At 34.6% G+C, this 17,520-nt stretch carries 22 protein-coding genes and 1 pseudogene; 3 read left to right on the top strand and 20 right to left on the bottom strand.

Features of this window, described 5'->3' with window-relative positions:
- Positions 1 to 11 precede the first annotated feature (11 nt).
- The 3 genes from IGJ95_RS02035 to IGJ95_RS02025 form a co-directional block, all read right to left on the bottom strand.
- Positions 12 to 812 carry a WxL domain-containing protein gene (locus tag IGJ95_RS02035; RefSeq protein WP_153829931.1) on the bottom strand — a complete coding sequence of 267 codons (801 nt, stop codon included), beginning with the start codon at positions 810 to 812 and terminating at the stop codon, positions 12 to 14.
- Positions 813 to 1,169 carry an LPXTG cell wall anchor domain-containing protein gene (locus tag IGJ95_RS02030; RefSeq protein ID WP_153829932.1) on the bottom strand — a complete coding sequence of 119 codons (357 nt, stop codon included), beginning with the start codon at positions 1,167 to 1,169 and terminating at the stop codon, positions 813 to 815.
- 486 nt (positions 1,170 to 1,655) lie between these two features.
- Positions 1,656 to 2,765 (bottom strand): pectate lyase family protein, encoded by a 1,110-nt coding sequence (locus IGJ95_RS02025; protein WP_153829933.1) that lies wholly within the window; start codon positions 2,763 to 2,765, stop codon positions 1,656 to 1,658.
- 316 nt (positions 2,766 to 3,081) lie between these two features.
- Between IGJ95_RS02025 and IGJ95_RS02020 the strand changes: the two genes are divergently transcribed.
- Positions 3,082 to 3,297, top strand: a complete 216-nt coding sequence (locus IGJ95_RS02020; RefSeq protein ID WP_066026593.1) for a DUF378 domain-containing protein — start codon at positions 3,082 to 3,084, stop codon at positions 3,295 to 3,297.
- A gap of 244 nt (positions 3,298 to 3,541) precedes the next feature.
- Here the strand turns inward: IGJ95_RS02020 and IGJ95_RS02015 are convergent, their stop codons facing one another.
- The 9 genes from IGJ95_RS02015 to IGJ95_RS01975 all read right to left on the bottom strand — a co-directional run bounded on the left by IGJ95_RS02015 (position 3,542) and on the right by IGJ95_RS01975 (position 8,828).
- Positions 3,542 to 3,820, bottom strand: a complete 279-nt coding sequence (locus IGJ95_RS02015) for a type II toxin-antitoxin system RelE/ParE family toxin (protein ID WP_010736447.1) — start codon at positions 3,818 to 3,820, stop codon at positions 3,542 to 3,544.
- A complete protein-coding gene (locus tag IGJ95_RS02010; protein ID WP_010736448.1) occupies positions 3,807 to 4,061 on the bottom strand; it encodes a type II toxin-antitoxin system RelB/DinJ family antitoxin in 255 nt (84 codons plus the stop codon). Before IGJ95_RS02010 ends, IGJ95_RS02015 begins: the two co-directional genes overlap by 14 nt.
- A 202-nt stretch (positions 4,062 to 4,263) precedes the next feature.
- Complete coding sequence (locus IGJ95_RS02005) at positions 4,264 to 4,521, bottom strand: hypothetical protein (RefSeq protein WP_016249990.1); 258 nt, start codon at positions 4,519 to 4,521, stop codon at positions 4,264 to 4,266.
- Complete coding sequence (locus IGJ95_RS02000) at positions 4,514 to 4,678, bottom strand: hypothetical protein (RefSeq protein ID WP_153829934.1); 165 nt, start codon at positions 4,676 to 4,678, stop codon at positions 4,514 to 4,516. The genes IGJ95_RS02005 and IGJ95_RS02000 overlap by 8 nt, the downstream gene beginning before the upstream one ends.
- Positions 4,679 to 4,818: 140 nt before the next feature.
- The gene (locus IGJ95_RS01995) at positions 4,819 to 5,412 is read right to left on the bottom strand and encodes a PcfJ domain-containing protein (protein ID WP_438761369.1); all 594 of its coding nucleotides are present in this window, start codon (positions 5,410 to 5,412) and stop codon (positions 4,819 to 4,821) included.
- Positions 5,396 to 6,139 carry a hypothetical protein gene (locus IGJ95_RS01990; protein ID WP_438761367.1) on the bottom strand — a complete coding sequence of 248 codons (744 nt, stop codon included), beginning with the start codon at positions 6,137 to 6,139 and terminating at the stop codon, positions 5,396 to 5,398. Before IGJ95_RS01990 ends, IGJ95_RS01995 begins: the two co-directional genes overlap by 17 nt.
- Complete coding sequence (locus tag IGJ95_RS01985; protein ID WP_194928322.1) at positions 6,136 to 6,549, bottom strand: Cas9 inhibitor AcrIIA9 family protein; 414 nt, start codon at positions 6,547 to 6,549, stop codon at positions 6,136 to 6,138. Before IGJ95_RS01985 ends, IGJ95_RS01990 begins: the two co-directional genes overlap by 4 nt.
- A 39-nt stretch (positions 6,550 to 6,588) precedes the next feature.
- Entirely contained in the window at positions 6,589 to 7,038 is a 450-nt protein-coding gene (locus IGJ95_RS01980) for a JAB domain-containing protein (RefSeq protein ID WP_010736452.1), read from the bottom strand.
- 1,196 nt (positions 7,039 to 8,234) lie between these two features.
- Positions 8,235 to 8,828, bottom strand: coding sequence for a hypothetical protein (locus tag IGJ95_RS01975; RefSeq protein ID WP_228760898.1), 594 nt, complete (start codon positions 8,826 to 8,828; stop codon positions 8,235 to 8,237).
- A 410-nt stretch (positions 8,829 to 9,238) separates the two neighbouring features.
- On the opposite strand from IGJ95_RS01975, the gene IGJ95_RS01970 reads away from it, so the two are divergent.
- On the top strand, positions 9,239 to 9,433 hold the full coding sequence (locus IGJ95_RS01970; RefSeq protein ID WP_010736454.1) for a GntR family transcriptional regulator: 195 nt from the start codon (positions 9,239 to 9,241) through the stop codon (positions 9,431 to 9,433).
- A gap of 127 nt (positions 9,434 to 9,560) precedes the next feature.
- Positions 9,561 to 10,574, top strand: a complete 1,014-nt coding sequence (locus IGJ95_RS01965) for a PLP-dependent aminotransferase family protein (protein WP_438761365.1) — start codon at positions 9,561 to 9,563, stop codon at positions 10,572 to 10,574.
- Between the two features lie 285 nt (positions 10,575 to 10,859).
- On the opposite strand, the pseudogene IGJ95_RS01960 reads toward IGJ95_RS01965, so the two are convergent.
- From IGJ95_RS01960 to IGJ95_RS01925, 8 genes and pseudogenes are all read right to left on the bottom strand, one after another.
- Positions 10,860 to 11,114, bottom strand: a pseudogene (locus IGJ95_RS01960) (DUF7006 family protein); the annotation flags it as partial.
- Positions 11,115 to 11,285: 171 nt separating this feature from the next.
- The gene (locus IGJ95_RS01955; protein WP_010736456.1) at positions 11,286 to 11,534 is read right to left on the bottom strand and encodes a WxL domain-containing protein; all 249 of its coding nucleotides are present in this window, start codon (positions 11,532 to 11,534) and stop codon (positions 11,286 to 11,288) included.
- A gap of 301 nt (positions 11,535 to 11,835) precedes the next feature.
- Positions 11,836 to 12,483, bottom strand: a complete 648-nt coding sequence (locus IGJ95_RS01950) for a P-loop NTPase fold protein (protein WP_244062918.1) — start codon at positions 12,481 to 12,483, stop codon at positions 11,836 to 11,838.
- A gap of 427 nt (positions 12,484 to 12,910) precedes the next feature.
- Positions 12,911 to 13,426 carry a hypothetical protein gene (locus IGJ95_RS01945; protein ID WP_153829938.1) on the bottom strand — a complete coding sequence of 172 codons (516 nt, stop codon included), beginning with the start codon at positions 13,424 to 13,426 and terminating at the stop codon, positions 12,911 to 12,913.
- A gap of 974 nt (positions 13,427 to 14,400) precedes the next feature.
- The gene (locus IGJ95_RS01940) at positions 14,401 to 15,711 is read right to left on the bottom strand and encodes an NCS2 family permease (protein WP_010736459.1); all 1,311 of its coding nucleotides are present in this window, start codon (positions 15,709 to 15,711) and stop codon (positions 14,401 to 14,403) included.
- Positions 15,712 to 15,937: 226 nt separating this feature from the next.
- Positions 15,938 to 16,198, bottom strand: a complete 261-nt coding sequence (locus tag IGJ95_RS01935; RefSeq protein WP_019724093.1) for a hypothetical protein — start codon at positions 16,196 to 16,198, stop codon at positions 15,938 to 15,940.
- Entirely contained in the window at positions 16,179 to 16,589 is a 411-nt protein-coding gene (locus IGJ95_RS01930; RefSeq protein ID WP_023519027.1) for a glyoxalase/bleomycin resistance protein/dioxygenase, read from the bottom strand. The genes IGJ95_RS01935 and IGJ95_RS01930 overlap by 20 nt, the downstream gene beginning before the upstream one ends.
- Before the next feature lie 219 nt (positions 16,590 to 16,808).
- On the bottom strand, positions 16,809 to 17,519 hold the full coding sequence (locus tag IGJ95_RS01925; protein ID WP_010736462.1) for a B3/B4 domain-containing protein: 711 nt from the start codon (positions 17,517 to 17,519) through the stop codon (positions 16,809 to 16,811).
- Position 17,520 lies beyond the last annotated feature (1 nt).

Here is a 17,520-nt window from a genome sequence, read left to right as displayed (position 1 = left end):
AGTTAGAAGGCTTATACACCTACTGGTGGATTTTCTGGAGTAATAGTCAATTCCCATGTCAGAGTTGACTTATAGGTTGTCGCATCTTTGGCAGTTGAGCCTGGGATCGATAAGCGAATCGCGTTGTTTTCGACTACCTCTTTTGTAGGATCCAAAAATTGAGCATTCAATTCCGCTTGATTTCCCCAAACAACGGAAGAAGCACCCGCACCTTTGCCTTTTTCTGCGGTCATCACAGATTGCGCCGCATCGTTAGGGATCAGTTTCAATCCGGCCGCATGTGCCACTGGAGCATTGACAGCATTTGACCCTTCGTATTGAATACGTGAACCTACCAATTCGATTTCTGCTCCCGTCAATGTTTTATTTTGGGTGCCGGATTCAAATGCACTTAAACTTAGTTTTAGATCCCAGCCATCATTGTTTCCTCGTAAGTCTTGGACCTGTGCGAAGCTGACATAAGGAACATGTGTTGGCCCATCTGTGACTGGATTTGTTAGTTTCTGCATTTCAGCCACCATACTGTATGTTTGATCTTGATTCGAAATAATTTGTGTCCCAAAATTCATTGTCGCAGCTTTCACAATGGACAATGGGCCGGTCGTTCCTGGTACCTCTGGTTCGATTTCGACATCTGGACCGGGTTCAGGATTGATGACTTCTAGGTCCCCATCCTCTTCACCAGCGGGGCGAAATTCGATCTGACCTTCGGTTGTCACTTTCTGAACTTCATCGGCAAAAACAGTAGAAGCCCCTCCTGCTAATGCAGTGGTTGATAGTACAGCAATTGTAGCTAAACGGATTAATTTCATTTAATAAGTCCTACTTTCATTTTTTAGTTTTATTTTCTGTATATGATTGTTTCTTTTTTTCCAGATAAAGAAAACCAAACTAAGAATTATGAATCCTAGCCCGATCAACCAATGATTGGTGGTCGTATTGGTCTTGGGCAATGCGCTTTCTGGTTTGGCAGTTTCAGTGATTGGTGGTTCTTTGATGCTTTCAGGTGGTGTAGGATCTGGTGTCCCGATTGGCACGTAAGTGCCAGTAAAACTAATTGATCCTTCGGTTTCTACTTGTTGAACTTCTTTCGCACTCACTGAAGGCAGTGAAAAGAAAAAGAGGAACAGCAGTATGCCCGTCAAAATGAGTTGTTTCTTCCTAATCATGTCCCTCCTCCTTGATTTTTCTCGAAACTCTTCGTTTTTAAGGAGACGAAAAAAAAGACATCCGATTGCATCAGATGTCTTGAAAAAGTGATTAAATTAGGTTTCATATTAAAGAAGATAAATAACATATTACCATTATTAAAAACGAAGGTTTTCGAGAATTAATACGCAAAGATTAAAGTTTTTATAAATATCTTACTTCAGTAATAATAACAGAATATATATTTTAAAAAAAACAATTTTTTCATAGGGAAGCGAAAAAATTGTTTTTCCTTTTTACCATCATGGTTAAAACGCAAAATAATATTTTTGATAAAGGCCTATTTTACATTCAAAAGTAAATTCAACTAGACTCATTGGATGATTATTAGAAGTTCTATAGGCTATACCCTGTTGGACTACTGTTAAACATCTAAATCTTACTAATTATGTGAACTTTTAACTAACTCGAAATAATAACACATCTTAAGGTATGTTATACATGACTTACTCAGTATATTGTCCAGCATTCGCCTTCACATATACTTCAACTTCATTTACAGGAATTGAGGGTAGCCTATAGTAGTCGGACGGATTCCAATTGATACCATATGAAGGTACTTCTTGGTATTTTCCAGTTTGATCTTGATCATAACTACTATTGATCAAAAGATTATTTTTATTCAATAGGTATCCCATTGGTGAAGGAGGGCCATCTGGGTGCCCCCAAGATCGGCGCGTATTAATAAAGGTGTTCTCTTCAGCAATGACTTGTGCGCTGACACCAACACCGATTCCATAGCTGGAAATATCCGTATAAAGGTTATTTAGAACGTGAACTTCCCCAAAACGAACCCGAGGATTTCTTTGTTCAGTTCCCTTGAACCAATTATAAGCAAATGTAACTTTTAATTTATCCATATCTTGCGCTCCATTTGAATCAGAATGACCCACCAAAATCGTTTTATTGTGATTGGTAAAAATATTATTTGAAACGGTGATCCAATTCGAACCTCGTTTGATGTCGATTAATCCATCATGTCTATTGCTCCCAGTTGGTACCTCAGTTGCAGTCCAAGGTTCATCTGAAAAATAATTATGATCAATCCAAATATACTGACTATTCTCAATAGTAATTGCATCGATTTCAGTAAAATCACCAGGATTCAAACGACTTTGCACGTTTGTTTGTATACCTCCACTACCATCCGGATACTCACCTTCATCAAAAGATAGCGCATTGGTTAATTTCAAATTTCTAATAATCACTTGCTCTTGCCCACGAACTCTTAAACCACCACCAGTAATTTCTGCATGATGGCTGGTACCAATAATTGATTTATTTGAACCCACATCCACTATTACTCCTGGAGAAGAGACAAATAAATCTGTTAAATCAATTTTGCTTTTCACATAAATCGTCGCTGGTTGATTGCCGCGTACAGCTTCCCGAAAATCATGTGCCGTATCAACAAAAATTTGACGACCATCTTGTCCACCTACTGTTCCTGTACTATAGCCAGCAAACCCAAAGCTATTTGTAGGGATTTCTGCTGCTTCAGTACTCGAAGCTATACCACCAAAAAACAACAAGCACAATATAATTAGTTTTCGCATACTATTCTCCTTTTTTTATTTTTTAGAACTCAATCGATATTCTAACTACAATTATACATGTTATTGCTTTATATTGATAATCCATCATCTAAAAAAACACATTGTATTATATTTTTAGATTGTCAGCTGATTTTACTCTTAAAATTTGTAATCTAACGTTTTATAAGTTTGATAGTATTTTTAAATACATTATCTGTGATACATTTCCTTGTTTTCATCTTTTTGCGTAGTTTACTAAAATTACTGAGCGTTATATAAGCAATGTTTCTTTTTTTAGTACATAATTATTATAACAAATTAAGAAAGGAGAATTCTAGTGAAAACTTTAGATGCTATTGCATTAACTTTATTGATTGTGGGAGGGCTGAACTGGCTGTTAGTCGGCTTGTTCGAGCTTGATTTAGTTGCTATGATTGCTGGTGGTTCAACAACTATCTTTGCAAAAATCATTTATATCGTCGTAGGCATTTGTGCAATCTACTGCATGAAATTCTTCCCAATGATTACTAAAAAAATTGACGAAACATATTAAAAAGCTGTTATTTTCATGATCCTTCCCGTTACTGGGAAGTTTTTTTCGTTTGTGACCATCTGTTTTACATATTGAAATAAAAAAAAGGATCAAACATCTTAAGTTTTTGATCCTTTTTACTTGCTTATTTCATAGTTCATTCAGCTGGTTACTTATATATTTAGGTGAGTTACTGAAGTACCAGTAAATAGAAACAATAATTAAAGGTCAAAAACTTTAAGTTTCTGACCTTTTCTTCATTTATTTATAAAATTTTATCATGGCTACCTGTTCTAATCAATGTAAGTATTAGTTTTTTATTATCTACTTTGTAAACAAGTAGCCAATCTGGCTGTATATGCAGTTCTCTATAGCCTTTCCAATTCCCTTGCAGTGCATGGTCTCTATATTTGGTTCTCAGTATCTCTTGTTCCATGTTAACCAACAATTCAATTACTTTTTTATATTCTATTTCAGAATAATGTTTTTTCATCATTCTTTTATAATCTCGTTTAAAGCTTGGTGTAAATTCAATCGTCAGCATGCAATTTCTCCATCATGTCATCTATGGACGCTGCTCTAGTAGTAATACCGTTTTCTGCTTCATATCGGGCTATTATATCTTCCCTAGGTTCGTTACCAGGCTGAAAAGGTATTTTACGCTCACGCACACTTTGTTTCAAAAAAACAATGACTGCAGTTGATAAGTCCATGCCGATTTCTTCATAAACTTCTTTTGCTTGCTCTTTTAGCTCATCATCAATTCTTATACTTAATCTGGACATATTTAACCCCTCCTTTAGTTATTATTATAACACATCGTACGCACAAAGTGCACACAAAGGGTGTTTTTGTGGTTGGTTATCTTAAATATTAATAAACGTCAAATCTAGCTAAGTAGCAGTTGGGGCTAATAATCGTTTTCTGCTGAAGATTACAGAAATTATTGTAATAATCATTTTATAACTTTTCGGAATATATATAAATCTACTCTAACCAGTAGATAGTATTGTCTTTACTCGGATATACTTTTAGTTTTCGTCCAGTCAGTTTTACCAAATCAAATAATAAGCTGGTAGGTAGTCCTTCTTCTTCCAAGGCATTTGATCGATAGCTATGATTAGTCATCAATTCACGAGCAACTTCCTTATCTAAGACGCGTTGCTTTACCAATAAATCGACTAATTGACTCAAAGATAAATATTTCTGCTTGTTAGAGTGAATCCCACCTATAGTTTTAGTCATAAAGAATACTCTCCTTTGGTTCACAACTAATTTTTTCAGAATAGGCAGTCAACGTATCTAAATAACTTTCCGTTTCTTTTCGTGTTAGAAACTCCGCAATCTTCTTTTCATTTTTAAATACAAGATACTTTTCTTTTGCAGATTTGATCGTATACATTTATTCTCCTCCATTTCGGTTTTCTTCAAGCTTTACAAGCTGATTCTTGCATTGACTATCCTCTCAGTGATATATTGAACTTATACAAATCAGAAACGTTATGGGACTATCTTAATTCGTACTTAAGATAGTCCTTGTTTCTATGCTACATACTTCTTTTTTCTAAGTTCTTTTTCCCAAATACTTATTGCCTCCCTCAGTTCTTCTGGAACAGGTACTCTATTCCTAGTACTTTGAACTTGTACAATTTTTCCGTCCTTAAATTCTAATGTAAAGTATGGTTTGCTTGGATTATCAATCTTTCTTGCAAATAAAATGGTGGTTTCTCCCTTTGCGTGCCTGTCAATGTAACTAGCTACACAATGCTTTAGCTCTTTTCCTTCTTGTCTTATATCTTCTACAGATTTAGGTAGTATGAACAAGATATTGCCGACTTGTCGCTCCATATAAGCTAAATTTTGGGCTCGTGTTACAAACTTCTTTTTTTCATTTTCTGTTTTTCTACCATTGATAATATCTACTAATTTATCATGTGCTTCTTCTAAATCATCAGGGTACTTGTTTTTATTATTCACCTTGATTCCTTCGTCGTTCAACATATTCAGATAATCTCGATACATACTAAAACGTACCTCTTGCTTTAATAAATACTTTTGTAACTTCATTAAGTGATTATTTTCAAAAAAGTCATTGATATCATATCTGGATACATATTTTTCAATACCTAAAATCATTTGAATGCCTCGTGTTTCCATTTCTTTTTTTTAACAAGAAGTCACTATATCCACGAGAGGATTTTTGAAAAAACTTTTTGAACTTTCTTAGCCAATTTTTTGTCATTACACGCATATCTATCAGGTATATTTTGTTCATAATATCTTGTGCAAGCTGTTTTGCCCCTATTTTTTGAGCAAATTCAATTCTTTCTCTATATTTGTAAATGTGGGGTAATTGTTCTGGTTGCACGCCTCTCAAGTCAAGATATTTTAGCTCTGAACTTCTACCTAGTTTCTCTATCCAACCATTAGGATAAACCTCTGGAACATAATAATTAAATATGCCAGTGACCGCTTTCTTACCAAAACGGTAATTCTCGTTTGATTCTCTGCATACCTTCAAGTGCTTGTTTTCTACTAACCTCTCTAAGTTAAAAAGGTGATATTTAAACATTTGCTTCCCTTCTTCAAAAAAAGAGTAAACTTCATATGTTTGTATCTCAATTTTTTTGGTCGATGACAAGATAATTATGAAATATTGGCACTTATCAAAAAATGTCAATCTTGAATTTTTCGCCAGTCGTTTCTCGTACGTGTTACTTTGTTTTCTAGTCGAAGCGACAATCGTTTCTCGTTTGTTTTTCCATACGTACGTTGGAAATTGTTGATAACACCATTCAAAGAATCCTTTTGGCGGTTTCAGACAATCTTTAGCATAGTCATTCGCATTTTTTATTTTTTTCATAGAAAATCTAGCAAACTTAATTGCTCTCCTTCCGGTAATTTTGTTTCTTTTTTAGGAACATGGTTTTCTTTTTCGGATTGCTTACTTACTGTTACTAATGGATTCGTTACGCTCATATTAGGTTGCTTTATTTCAGTTTCTTCACTCTTAAAGTAATCTGTCACCCATTGAAAAACATCATCATGGATAATTAGTGCGCAACCTCCAATTGCTTGCTTCATTGCATGCGAGTAACAGTACTGCATTGCCTTTCTAATACTTTTCCCTTCCTTTAGAATCCCCTCTAAAAGCTCATTATCTACTTGTACCTGTTGGCACAACCAATTGTGTAGGATATCTTCCGACCTTGGACGTTCCTCACTCATTTCTTCCATCATCTTGGCATGTGTCTTTTCCATTAATTCATTCATTTCTATTCTCATTTCTTATTGTGTGGTGCTTTCTATCAGCTAGAAAGCACCTATCCGATTATTTTCTCGATATGAGTAATAAGTATTTTGTCCAACAATGATATGGTCTAAAAGCTCGATATTTAACATTTTCCCGCACGATTCAATATTTTCGGTCACTATGTCATCTTCTTTGCTTGGATTTGGCTTGTTCGAGGGGTGGTTATGAGCGATTAAAATTCGACAAGCATTTGATAATAACGCTCGTTGAAAGATATCTCTTGGGTGACAAGTAGTATAGTTTAACGTTCCCTTATGCACGATTGAATAACTGTTAATATTATTCTTTGTGTCCAGACATAACAGCACTAAATTTTCTTGTGTGTCATAGCCAATTTCATCTTGTAACCACTTTGCAATTGAGTAAGACGAGGTAATCTTTAATGGTGGAAACTCTTCATAAACACGACATTCTTGCTTAATTTTGACGATTTCGTAGACTTTTTCCATAAATTCAGCTCATTTCTTTTAAGGTTTTGGGTTTTCAACATACATTTTTTTTTAACGTTTTTCTGAGGCAAAAAGGTTTTAAAAAATTTCAATTTTCAGATCGTTAGATTTCGCTCCTTTCTTTGATTAAACTTCGTTCCATTTCTTCACAACTGTTATCCTCGGCGTGCTTATGCCCTACACCTGTAGCAGGCAGAAAAAAAGGGAGTGCTGTAGGGAAAAGTTTTAAGTGGGCTTCTTAAAAGTTTTTCCGCCCCTTTTTTTCTGAATGCGGAAGGTGTATAAGCACTCTCGCCAATCCGATAGCAGCGGCTTCAGATCGACATGAGACAAAACAACAGCGAGAAGGTGAAATAAAGGCCCATCGCCCTGACATTTTTAAAAATCTAAAAAAGATTCCGCATGCGGAATCTTACTTCTTGCGGAAATCATTGCTTGCAATGAGGTTCCGCTTCTCTTTTCTTTTGAACTTTCGCTTTCTTCTTTTGACTTTCTAGCGAACATAAACGCCTTCTTCCGTAGCGAGGACAGACAGAGCGAAGGAAGATACTTGGAAAATGACAAAGAAAAAACCAGTTCATCAGCCTGACGTGAGAAAGGTTTTGAACTTGTTTTGTCTTTTGAATTTCTGAAGCAAACACATGGCTTCTTCCGTAGCGGCGGTGGCGGTTGGAGCGAAGGAAGAAATACCTCTAACGAACAAACAAAAAACCAGCATGAATGCCTTAGAATTAAGCATTTAGACTGGTTTTTATGGTATAATAGTTTATGCAGTAAGGTTTGTGACGGTGGCTAGTCCCAATAGAAATGGGGTGACGCCTATGTTGATTTGTGGCTTTATCCTTAGAAAGGAATAAGCTTGTCTGTTTACGAAGCTCTAATGTTTGCGTTAGCATTCGCTACATTAGTTCTGACGATCAGCAATAACAAAGACAACAAAAAATAACCGTCCGCTTTAGCCGGTAGACGATTATTTTTCTTTGAAATATATTTAAATCGGTCACCGTCTTAAACGGTGCTGCTAAGGGGAGTTGTTAGCGCAACTCCTCTTTACATACTGATTATACCATGATACTGCTAAAAAAACTAGATAAATGCCAAAACCGGAAAGCTTGCTTTCCTTTTTTTGTTGCCCCGTAAACGGTGGTGGTGGTCGGAGTGTCGGGGCAACAAAAAAACTTATCCTTTAAATTAGTTTAACGCTCATTTATAAAATCATTTTCTTCTAACATTTTTTTCAATACTCCATTGAACTCTTTACTCGATACAATATGAAGACGATCAAAAGCAGAAGCATCGATTGATTTCAGCTCTTCGTCTTGTTTCTTGAGCATAAAATATTCTTTAAACATATCTAAGGAGTTATAAATTATATTGCTTGGTGTGACATAAATCAATTGGGCATTTCTTTTTTGTGTAAGCAACCGAAGATACTTTGGAAAAATTGCTTTCGTATATCGATTCTGTGATTTAAGTGTTAGCTCAATTTCAAAATGCCAGTTACTAACTTCTGCCATCTGGTTTTCGAATCGTAAAACATAATCTGAAACATGAAACAGTGTTCCTTTTTTTGCTTTAGACATATCCTTCTTCTCATACATCTGCCTACGTTCCGATTGAGCCAGTATAAACGTTGACTTTTTCTTTGCCAAGTCCATGGATTCAATGAGATAGTTAGTAACTTCAATATGGTGGTTCAAATTGTATTCAGGTACTTTGGGAAAACTATAAATTCCACCTATCGAGTTATGACCCTTTTTTGTCAGAAAAAAGTAACGTAAATACCCCAAGTATTCCCCATAAAGTATAAGCTAGAATTCCAGCTATGCTTCCGTTTCGTAACAATTTGATCATAATCCTCTCGTTTCACGGTATTATTTTCTCATATAATCTTTGTAATAATTAATGAACTGTAAATATTATCAACTTTATATAAATTCCTTAGCTTAAATTATAAATTGCAAATAAAGCAATCTATAATTTAGTATTACAAATAGAAAAAGCATAAATTATGCTACAATAAAAAATATTTTGATCTCCTCTCTCTTTTATTTGTTAAATATTTAAATTTACTGAATACTAAACTAACCTATTATAAATTTGAATTATTTTACGTTATGTACAAATAATATGTCAGTGTTCTTTTTTGGTAAATGCCTATTTTTATTAACTGTACCCATACAGAGTGGAGGAATTAGCCATGCTATATAAAAAATTAGAAAAAAAAATACAAATAAACATAGAACAAAATAATATGCAACCTGGAGAAAAACTACTTTCTATTAGAAATTTAGCTTCTCTCTATTCTTGTAGCAAAAACACAATTATCAAAGTACTAGAAGAACTGGAAAAAAAGAAATTATCTACTCAATTCCGAAAAAAGGATATTTTTTAGCTAAGCCAACAAATAAATATAAAAATACTACAGAGATAATTGATTTTTTATCTGCAGAACCAGAAAATTCTATATTATCTTCCAAAAATTTTATCTTTCTATAAAGGAAATTGATCTATCCTCATATGTGAATAAGAATACGACAGACAGACTAAAACGATATGTATTAGATGATTTATCTAACCATCAAGTTTTCACAACTAAAGATCGGCTAATATTTACGACTGGATCACAGCAAGCAATTGATATTTTGATCAATATGCCTTTTCCGAACAAAAAAACAAAAATTTTAGTTGAACAACCTTCCTACTATGGAGCCTTATGCTCCGCTAAACTTTCAAATAGTGATGTTATTGGTATTTCTGTAAAAAACTATAATATTGATCTAGATGAATTAGAAGATATCTTTAAGAATAATGACATTAAATTATTCTATATTATGTCTAGATTTCATAATCCTTTAGGACATTCTTATTCTAATAAAACAAAACAAAAAATTGCAGAATTATCTGATAAATATGATGTTTATATCTTAGAGGATGACTTTCTTGGTGACTTAGATCTTAACAGTAAATCTGATCCAATATTTACTTTTAATCCCAATGGAAAAATTATTTACGTAAAAAGTTTTTCAAAAATTTTATTTCCTGGATTACGTGTTGCTACAGTTATTTTGCCAAAGGATCTAATCAAAGATTTTCGATACTATAAATTTTGTAGAGATTTTTCTACGCCCTCTTTATCTCTTGAAATCATTGCTAATCAGTTTGAAGATGGGATATTAGTACAACATCTAACTAAAATGAAAAAATTATATTATTTAAAAATGAAAGAAGTGAAAAGGTGCTGTTATAAGTATTTGCCTCCTAATATGTATCCCTACATTCCAGATACTGGTTTTTATTTCTCTTTAAAATTACCAGATAATATCTCCTCTAGAGAACTGGCTGATGTTCTGAAACAAAATAAAATCTTAGTTAATAGTTTAGATAATTGCTTTATACCAAAATTTCAAGAAACTAATTTAATTCGCTTAAGTATTTCAAAAGTTACCTTCAGTGACATAGATTATGGTATAAAAAAACTGGGCAAAATAGTAGTAGAGCTACAAAAAAACAAAAATTCTATATTTAACAGGTAACTTATATATACAATAAGGTATCGTTTATAATCAAAAATAAAATATGCTTTAATTAGTGTTCGTTTCTATAAACTATAGTTTGGTTAGTAACAAATAAATTTTAATTAAACACTATAGAATCTTTATTAATATCTATACTAAAAAATAAGAAATTATCTTTTCACATACTGTAGACAAAAGAAACACCTAAATAGTTCTTAAGTGTTTCCTTTTCTTAGAAATTTATACTATATTAAATACCATCGAATATTTATTGTTTGCACTCAGATCATTGCCACAAAGTTCCTAAAAATACGTACGGTAGTCCGTTTCCACAAGCCGCAGAATCTCTTTTATTGGCAATTTACTATAGTCGTAACAAATTATTTCTGCCATTAGTGTTAGTTTCGCATCAATCCCTATAATTTTAGGGAGATTTTCCCAAAAATTGTCTGGTGAAATCGTGCTTATCAATTGATTGAGTTCCTCGAACTGTTGTGTTAAATACGTATTCAGTTCTTCGTTTTCTTTTTTATCATGTGACATTCTTTCTTGAAACTGGCGTAGATATTCATCCTTTGTTAGAGTGGTTTCATCTTACATTCTCCTTTCCCTTTGTCTTTATTTTTATGGATCTAGCTGCAGTATTTAGATCATCATTCTGGATAGCAATTTTTTGATTTATCAAAGTGTGTAAATTTATAGTAAGAGGAGAGAAAATGGAATGCTTTTCTAATTGTCAGGCACACTACTTAATTCCCACGTCAACTTGGTCGAATAAGTAGTTGCTTCTGGATTCGCTCCTTTTGGTACATTGAGTGCTACACTTTCTTTTGCTGTTTCTGCATCACCAAACCGATAGATCCACGTCCCTGTCCCAGATTCTCCTTCTGCTTGTAGTAATATTTTTCTTGTATTTGGTAAGATTCTTTGTACAGGTTCTGATATAAAATATATCTCTCTACTTTTAGCAAATGACACGGGAGAGTCATCATTATCTTGTAGCAGTTCACTAAAAAACTCTTTCGAGATAATCTTTTTTAGGCGAAAGCTGCCTATTCCTTAATAACAAAGAATATTTGCTATAATGAAATAAATACATGTATATTACCACTAATTGTTGGGCACATTGCACACGATCTTTTTTAGCGTTTAATAATAACTCCTGATTTAGATAATCATTGAATTGTAACCTATCGCGTAGGTTTCTATTTTCGTGAACGAATAATTCTATTAACCCCTCTGGTAAACTAAGATTAAATTTTTCTTCTATCCTACCAAATTAATTGGCCCATATATCTCGAGAATGTAATACATATGGTAAATCGATTCTTTTATCAATAATTTTTTGCAAATAATTGTCTCCATTCATAGCTATTTTATTAATATCACCCACAAAAATTATTGGCAATCGATTATGCAATATATTGAATAATTTATATGTTTCTTTTTGTGTATCTACAGACACACGATCAAAATCATCTACAACTAATACTTTATCTTGAAGAAATATATCTATTCTATGAAATTTTAATATGGAATAAAATAATTGATCTGATTTGACTTTTAAGAACTGGCCAACTGCTACTACTAAAGCTATACTTCCGGCTATTTTTATAATAAAGCCCAGGAATACTTCTTCTAATCCTAATTTAATAGCTGGAGTTGCTAAAATTGATATAGCTACACTCAGTATAAAAAGAAATCTAGTAAATATATAACAACCAGAAAATAATTGGCTAAATCCTATATGAATGACCGTTCTCTCATCCTTTAACTCCCATAAATTCAAGTATATAAATTTTTTTCCGGTTGCTTCACTTCCCACTTTATTTAGAAATTCGGTCTTTCCAGATCCCCATGGTCCATTTAAAAATAATGTTTTTTTCTCTTTAGTTAATTCGGAAAACTTCTTTGCTGATTCTGTGATATCAATTGTTTCTAACTCGATTTTTTCTATGTCCCTTACCTCCCTTCCTTTTCATGTTATATTCCAACAAACATTTTATCAAAATTAACAGCAATTCTAACTGATACTTTAGTTTCTATAGCCCAACATAGTTTGTATTTTATAATTCAAATATATCAAGAAATCTAAAAAGCCCAACAAAGTATACCCTGTTGGACTAAACGATTAATTAATAATTTTGGGTTTTACAGTACTCATTTTTTTCTGGACTTAAATTTTACTGAAGATAATCCAATTACATAATAAAATATTAGACTATAAATTCCACTAGGTCTGAAATCTCGATTAACGATATATTCAACAGTAATCCCAAATGCACTTCCAATTAATCCCGAATAGATTACGGTTAAATATGGGTGGTCTTCAGTAAATTTTTTGAATTTCATATTTAAAGTGTACTATACCTAGTAGCCACTTCTTTGCCAGCAGCATCGTAACCTCTTTGGAAATAGAACCCAATCCACCCATTTTTATTCTTATCCCAAAGTTTAGCGACCGACGCACCAGGTTTAGATCCCATTTGAGTCCAACCAACCGCATTTAATAGTCCTTGTAAAGCCCACAGAGGTACTACCCCAAAAATTCCCAATACTGAACCAATTCCTGAATAAAATGCTGTATTAATTGCATTAGTTGCTACACCAGTAGAAACTGCAACGTTCGTGTAGATTGAACTACCCCATCGAGATACATTAGCTTTGAGCATTGGGTCTGTCTTTACAACAGAAATACTTCCATCTTCATGTACTTCAGCGTAAACCCCAGGGGGCATCTCTGGAGTATGTACAGTCTCCACTACAGTTGACTCATCAATAAATTCTTCTGCACATGCAACACTACTTGGAACCAACGTGGATAATAACATGCAACGACTAAGAACTAAAACAGTAATTTTCTTTTTCATTTTTCCACTCCTCAAATTGTATTTGTTACAATCGTTACAATAACATACTTATATAGCGGAAAAATATATTAATCAAAACATGCTGTTTTAATGAAATTTTCGCTTAATAGGGTTATTTAAAGATATTATTTTTATAAAATAACTGAAAAAATACATTAAAATAACTCGGCAAGCAAATATTACCTATCGAGTTAGCTTAATTATAATATTAAAAATATTTATCATCTTTGTATCTATTAAATATCGTCACTTTATTTACTACCTCTTCTTGCATTATTTAGCAATCAAGCTAGGACGAATTTTTTCTAACCTATTTTGATCAGGTACATAGTTAAGGAAATTGCCGATTGTCGTTAGAACTATCTCTTCAACTAATCGTATAAACTTGAACTGTGGGGTTGCTGCTACGTAATTAACAAAGTTTTTATCCGTGTATTCAAAAAACCACATATATTTCAAACGATTATTATCGTAAAGATCGATTCATTTCATGTCGTCATATTCTAGTCCTTATTTTTCAACGGTTCGATTTGTGGGTGGGACAAAAAATAAAATTCATTTTTTGTTGCATACCTTAAAACCGAATAAACGGTGTTTGCAAACCGGCTCCTTCAACATTAAGCTAAAAAATTGTCAAATATAAAAAGTAATTTTTCAATTTTCTATCTTACTGCTCAGGTCAAAACACTTCTGTCACAAACTCGTCAAACCAGTGACCGGTCATCTAAAGGCTCACTTGGGGTGCTAAATTTTTCACTAACGTGGGCGAGTGATATCAGATTGACGCTCATGGCACTAGATCTAAGGAAATTAGGGCAACACATGGATAAAAAGTGTGTATATGACTAAAAACGAGTCCAATTTTGACAAAAAAACATCAAGATCAGACTCGTTTTTTATTTTTGAGAAAGGGCAACTGGACTGTCCCACACTCTTTTAAAAGCGAATGAACACTCAAGTTCTACCTAAATCAATCAAACATTCAAGATCCACATGAATCCTATAAAGACAAAGAATAGCGCGTACATGATTGGTGAGACTTCTTTGCCACGTTTTGCTGCTAGCATGGTGATTGGATAAAAGATGAATCCTAATGCAATCCCATCTGAGATACTATAAGTCAACGGCATACCGATCAAGATCAAGAAAGCAGGAATCGCAATCTCCATTTTTCCCCATTCGATCTGACGTAATGATTGGGCCATCAACACACCAACTAAAATCAGCGCAGGTGCAGTCACTTGAGAAGTCACGACTGATAATAATGGTGAGAAAAACAACCCGAACAAGAATAAAATCCCTGTTGTGATTGCAGTTAGTCCAGATCGTCCACCAACGGCGATCCCTGCGGATGACTCAACAAAAGCCCCAACTGGCGATGTTCCTAACAATGAACCAGCTAACATCGCAGTAGAATCCGAAGCCAATGCTTTCCCAACACGTGGCATTTTGTTATCTTGCATGAAACCGGCTTGGTTTGCTAGGCCAACCAATGTTCCAGCTGTATCAAAGAATGTCACTAACAAGAACGTCAAAACGACTACCCACATTTGTAAGCTATTGATATCACCAACGTGTTTCAATGCAACTAAGAAAGTAGGTTTCAAGCTAGGTGCTGCCGCAACAAGTTGTGAAGGCATAGGAATCAGTCCAGTGACTAGTCCTAGAAGCGTGGTAGCTACCATTCCGATAAAAATCCCTCCTGGTACGCGACGAACTAACAATACCGCAGTAACGATCAAACCAAAAATCGTCAACCAAGTGGAACCGACACTCAATGAACCTAAGCCAACAAGAGTTGATTCATTTGCCACGATCAAGCCACCTTCACTCAAGCCTAGAAAGGCAATAAACAAACCAATCCCGCCAGAAATCGCAAACTTCAAGTCTGTTGGAATCGCATCAATGATCATTTCACGTAATTTAAAAATGGTGATCAAAATAAAAATCAACGAAGCGACAAACACCCCTGCCAATGCTGTTTCCCATGGAATCCCCATACCTAAACAGACTGAGTAAGCAAAAAAGGCATTGATTCCTAGCGCAGGTGCTGTTCCAATCGGGTAGCGTGCAACGACCCCCATCAAAATACAGCCAATGGCACTGGCTAATGCTGTCGCAGTAAACACTGCCCCTTCATCCATCCCCGAAGCACCAAGTACTGTTGGATTGACAAATAAGATATATGCCATAGAGATAAATGTCGTAAACCCAGCCAGTATCTCACGTTTCACCGTCGTATTCAGTGCGTCAATCTCGAAGTAGGAAAGTATCTTTTCCTTCATCGTTCATCCCCCTAAAACCGAACATTTATAAAAAAGTTCTTACTATATTAGATTTATTAATAAAACAACGTGTTTAATATTATCCCAAATATAGAAATAAGTAAACAAAAAATTCGGATTTAATCAAAAATCCGAACATTACTATTTACCTATTCCGCTTTCATTTAGAGAAAAGTATGTCGATTACTAATAAATAAAACTAAGTACACAATAGTTGAAGAAGCTTCTATCTATGGGTTTCTTTACCGATTCGCTTTTGTTCTTCCGCACGAAATTGCTGATTGTCGATTTGGCTGATCGGTAAATTACTCCCTTTCCCACGATAATCTAAAGAATTTAAACCACCGAAGCCTGTATCGACCATTTTATTCCATCCTTTGGCAGGATTTTTCCCAGATTTCAAATTCTTCATTCTCAATTTATCACTCTTTTTCATCCGTTGCTTTTTGAAATAATCTTCAAGTGTTTCAGTGATCGAGATTTTCATCTTCTGTCTCCCTTTCATCTACTTTTTCTGTCGATTCTAATTTTGCAATCACAAAAAAATTTCCTTCAGGATCGGAAAAGTTAAACGTCAACAAGCCATTATTCTCCAAAATTTCACCAGCTGTTTCGATTTGTTCGTAAAGTTCATCAAACTTATCTGTAAAGAAAATCATAGACGGTGGTGGACCTAACACTTCTGGTGAAAATCGTTCAACGAATGTCCGAGGAAAAATAGCCAACTCCAATTCTTGCGACATACGTAAGACAATGCTTTGATATTCCTCTGGCAATTCCAACGTTTCAACGATTTCTGCCTTCAATTGCTCAACGAAAAACCGACTGACTAACGCGACATCTTCAACATATAGCATGACACGAGATTTATGGATCATTTGACAACGCCTCCTCTAAATAAAAGCTTGTTTTCATTATAGCACGAAAGCGGAAACACACTTAGTGGAAGTCACTGCTATTAAGCACAAGATGATCGAGCAAACGTTGCTTATTTTCGTGTTAAGCTATCAAAAGACAAATCACCCGCAATCTTCAAGTTTGCTTTGTTTGAAGATTACGAGTGACTCCATCGTTTTGGTTATTTACTACGTGTCCGGTCACAAAGTGATTTCTGGTTGTTCTTTCGTCACTGTTTGTCTAGTACTCGTTACACCAAATGTTCGTTCAATGTCTTCTTGTAAAGCAGTCATTGCTTTTCCGGCAACTTCTGCTTGTTGTGCGTTGACTGCCTCGATCACCAACACAGCGTTCGTCGTTTTTTTCGTTAACATGGTCCGTTGCGCTTCACGCCAGTTAAAGCAGCGACAAACTGCGCCTTCTTTATCATAATAAATGATTTCTTCTGGTAATGCGGGCGCATCTGCTTCTGCGCCTAATGGCAAGAAATTTTCTCCACCTTGAGCTTTACCCAAATGAAGATCCCCAACGATTGTGTCAAGATCTTCTCCGCCACAGGGTACGCCAAAGCGCAAAGAGATACTATTATAGATATCCACTAACGGACTGATCGGGACAAATTCGCGACCTTGACTGGCTCTTTTTAGCAGTGCCTCGATCGATGAACGTGCGCCTTTTTTTGTCTTGAACTGGGTAAACGCTTGACGCCATTGTGCAATCACTTCATTTTGACTAAAAGGTTCTTCTGTTAAATAATTTCTTGCTTCTTTAGCAGCACGATTCAATTTGTCATAATAATCTGCTTTGTTTTCTTCAACGACTTCGTTATTGATCCCTTCTACCGTTAGGATCTCGATTTTTGCTTCTGGGAACACTTCCCAAAATGATGGATCTGCTACAAATTTTTTCATT

Source organism: Enterococcus sp. AZ156 (assembly GCF_051714165.1).
GTDB lineage: Bacteria > Bacillota > Bacilli > Lactobacillales > Enterococcaceae > Enterococcus_B > Enterococcus_B pernyi.
This window is presented reverse-complemented; position numbering and strand designations above follow the sequence as displayed.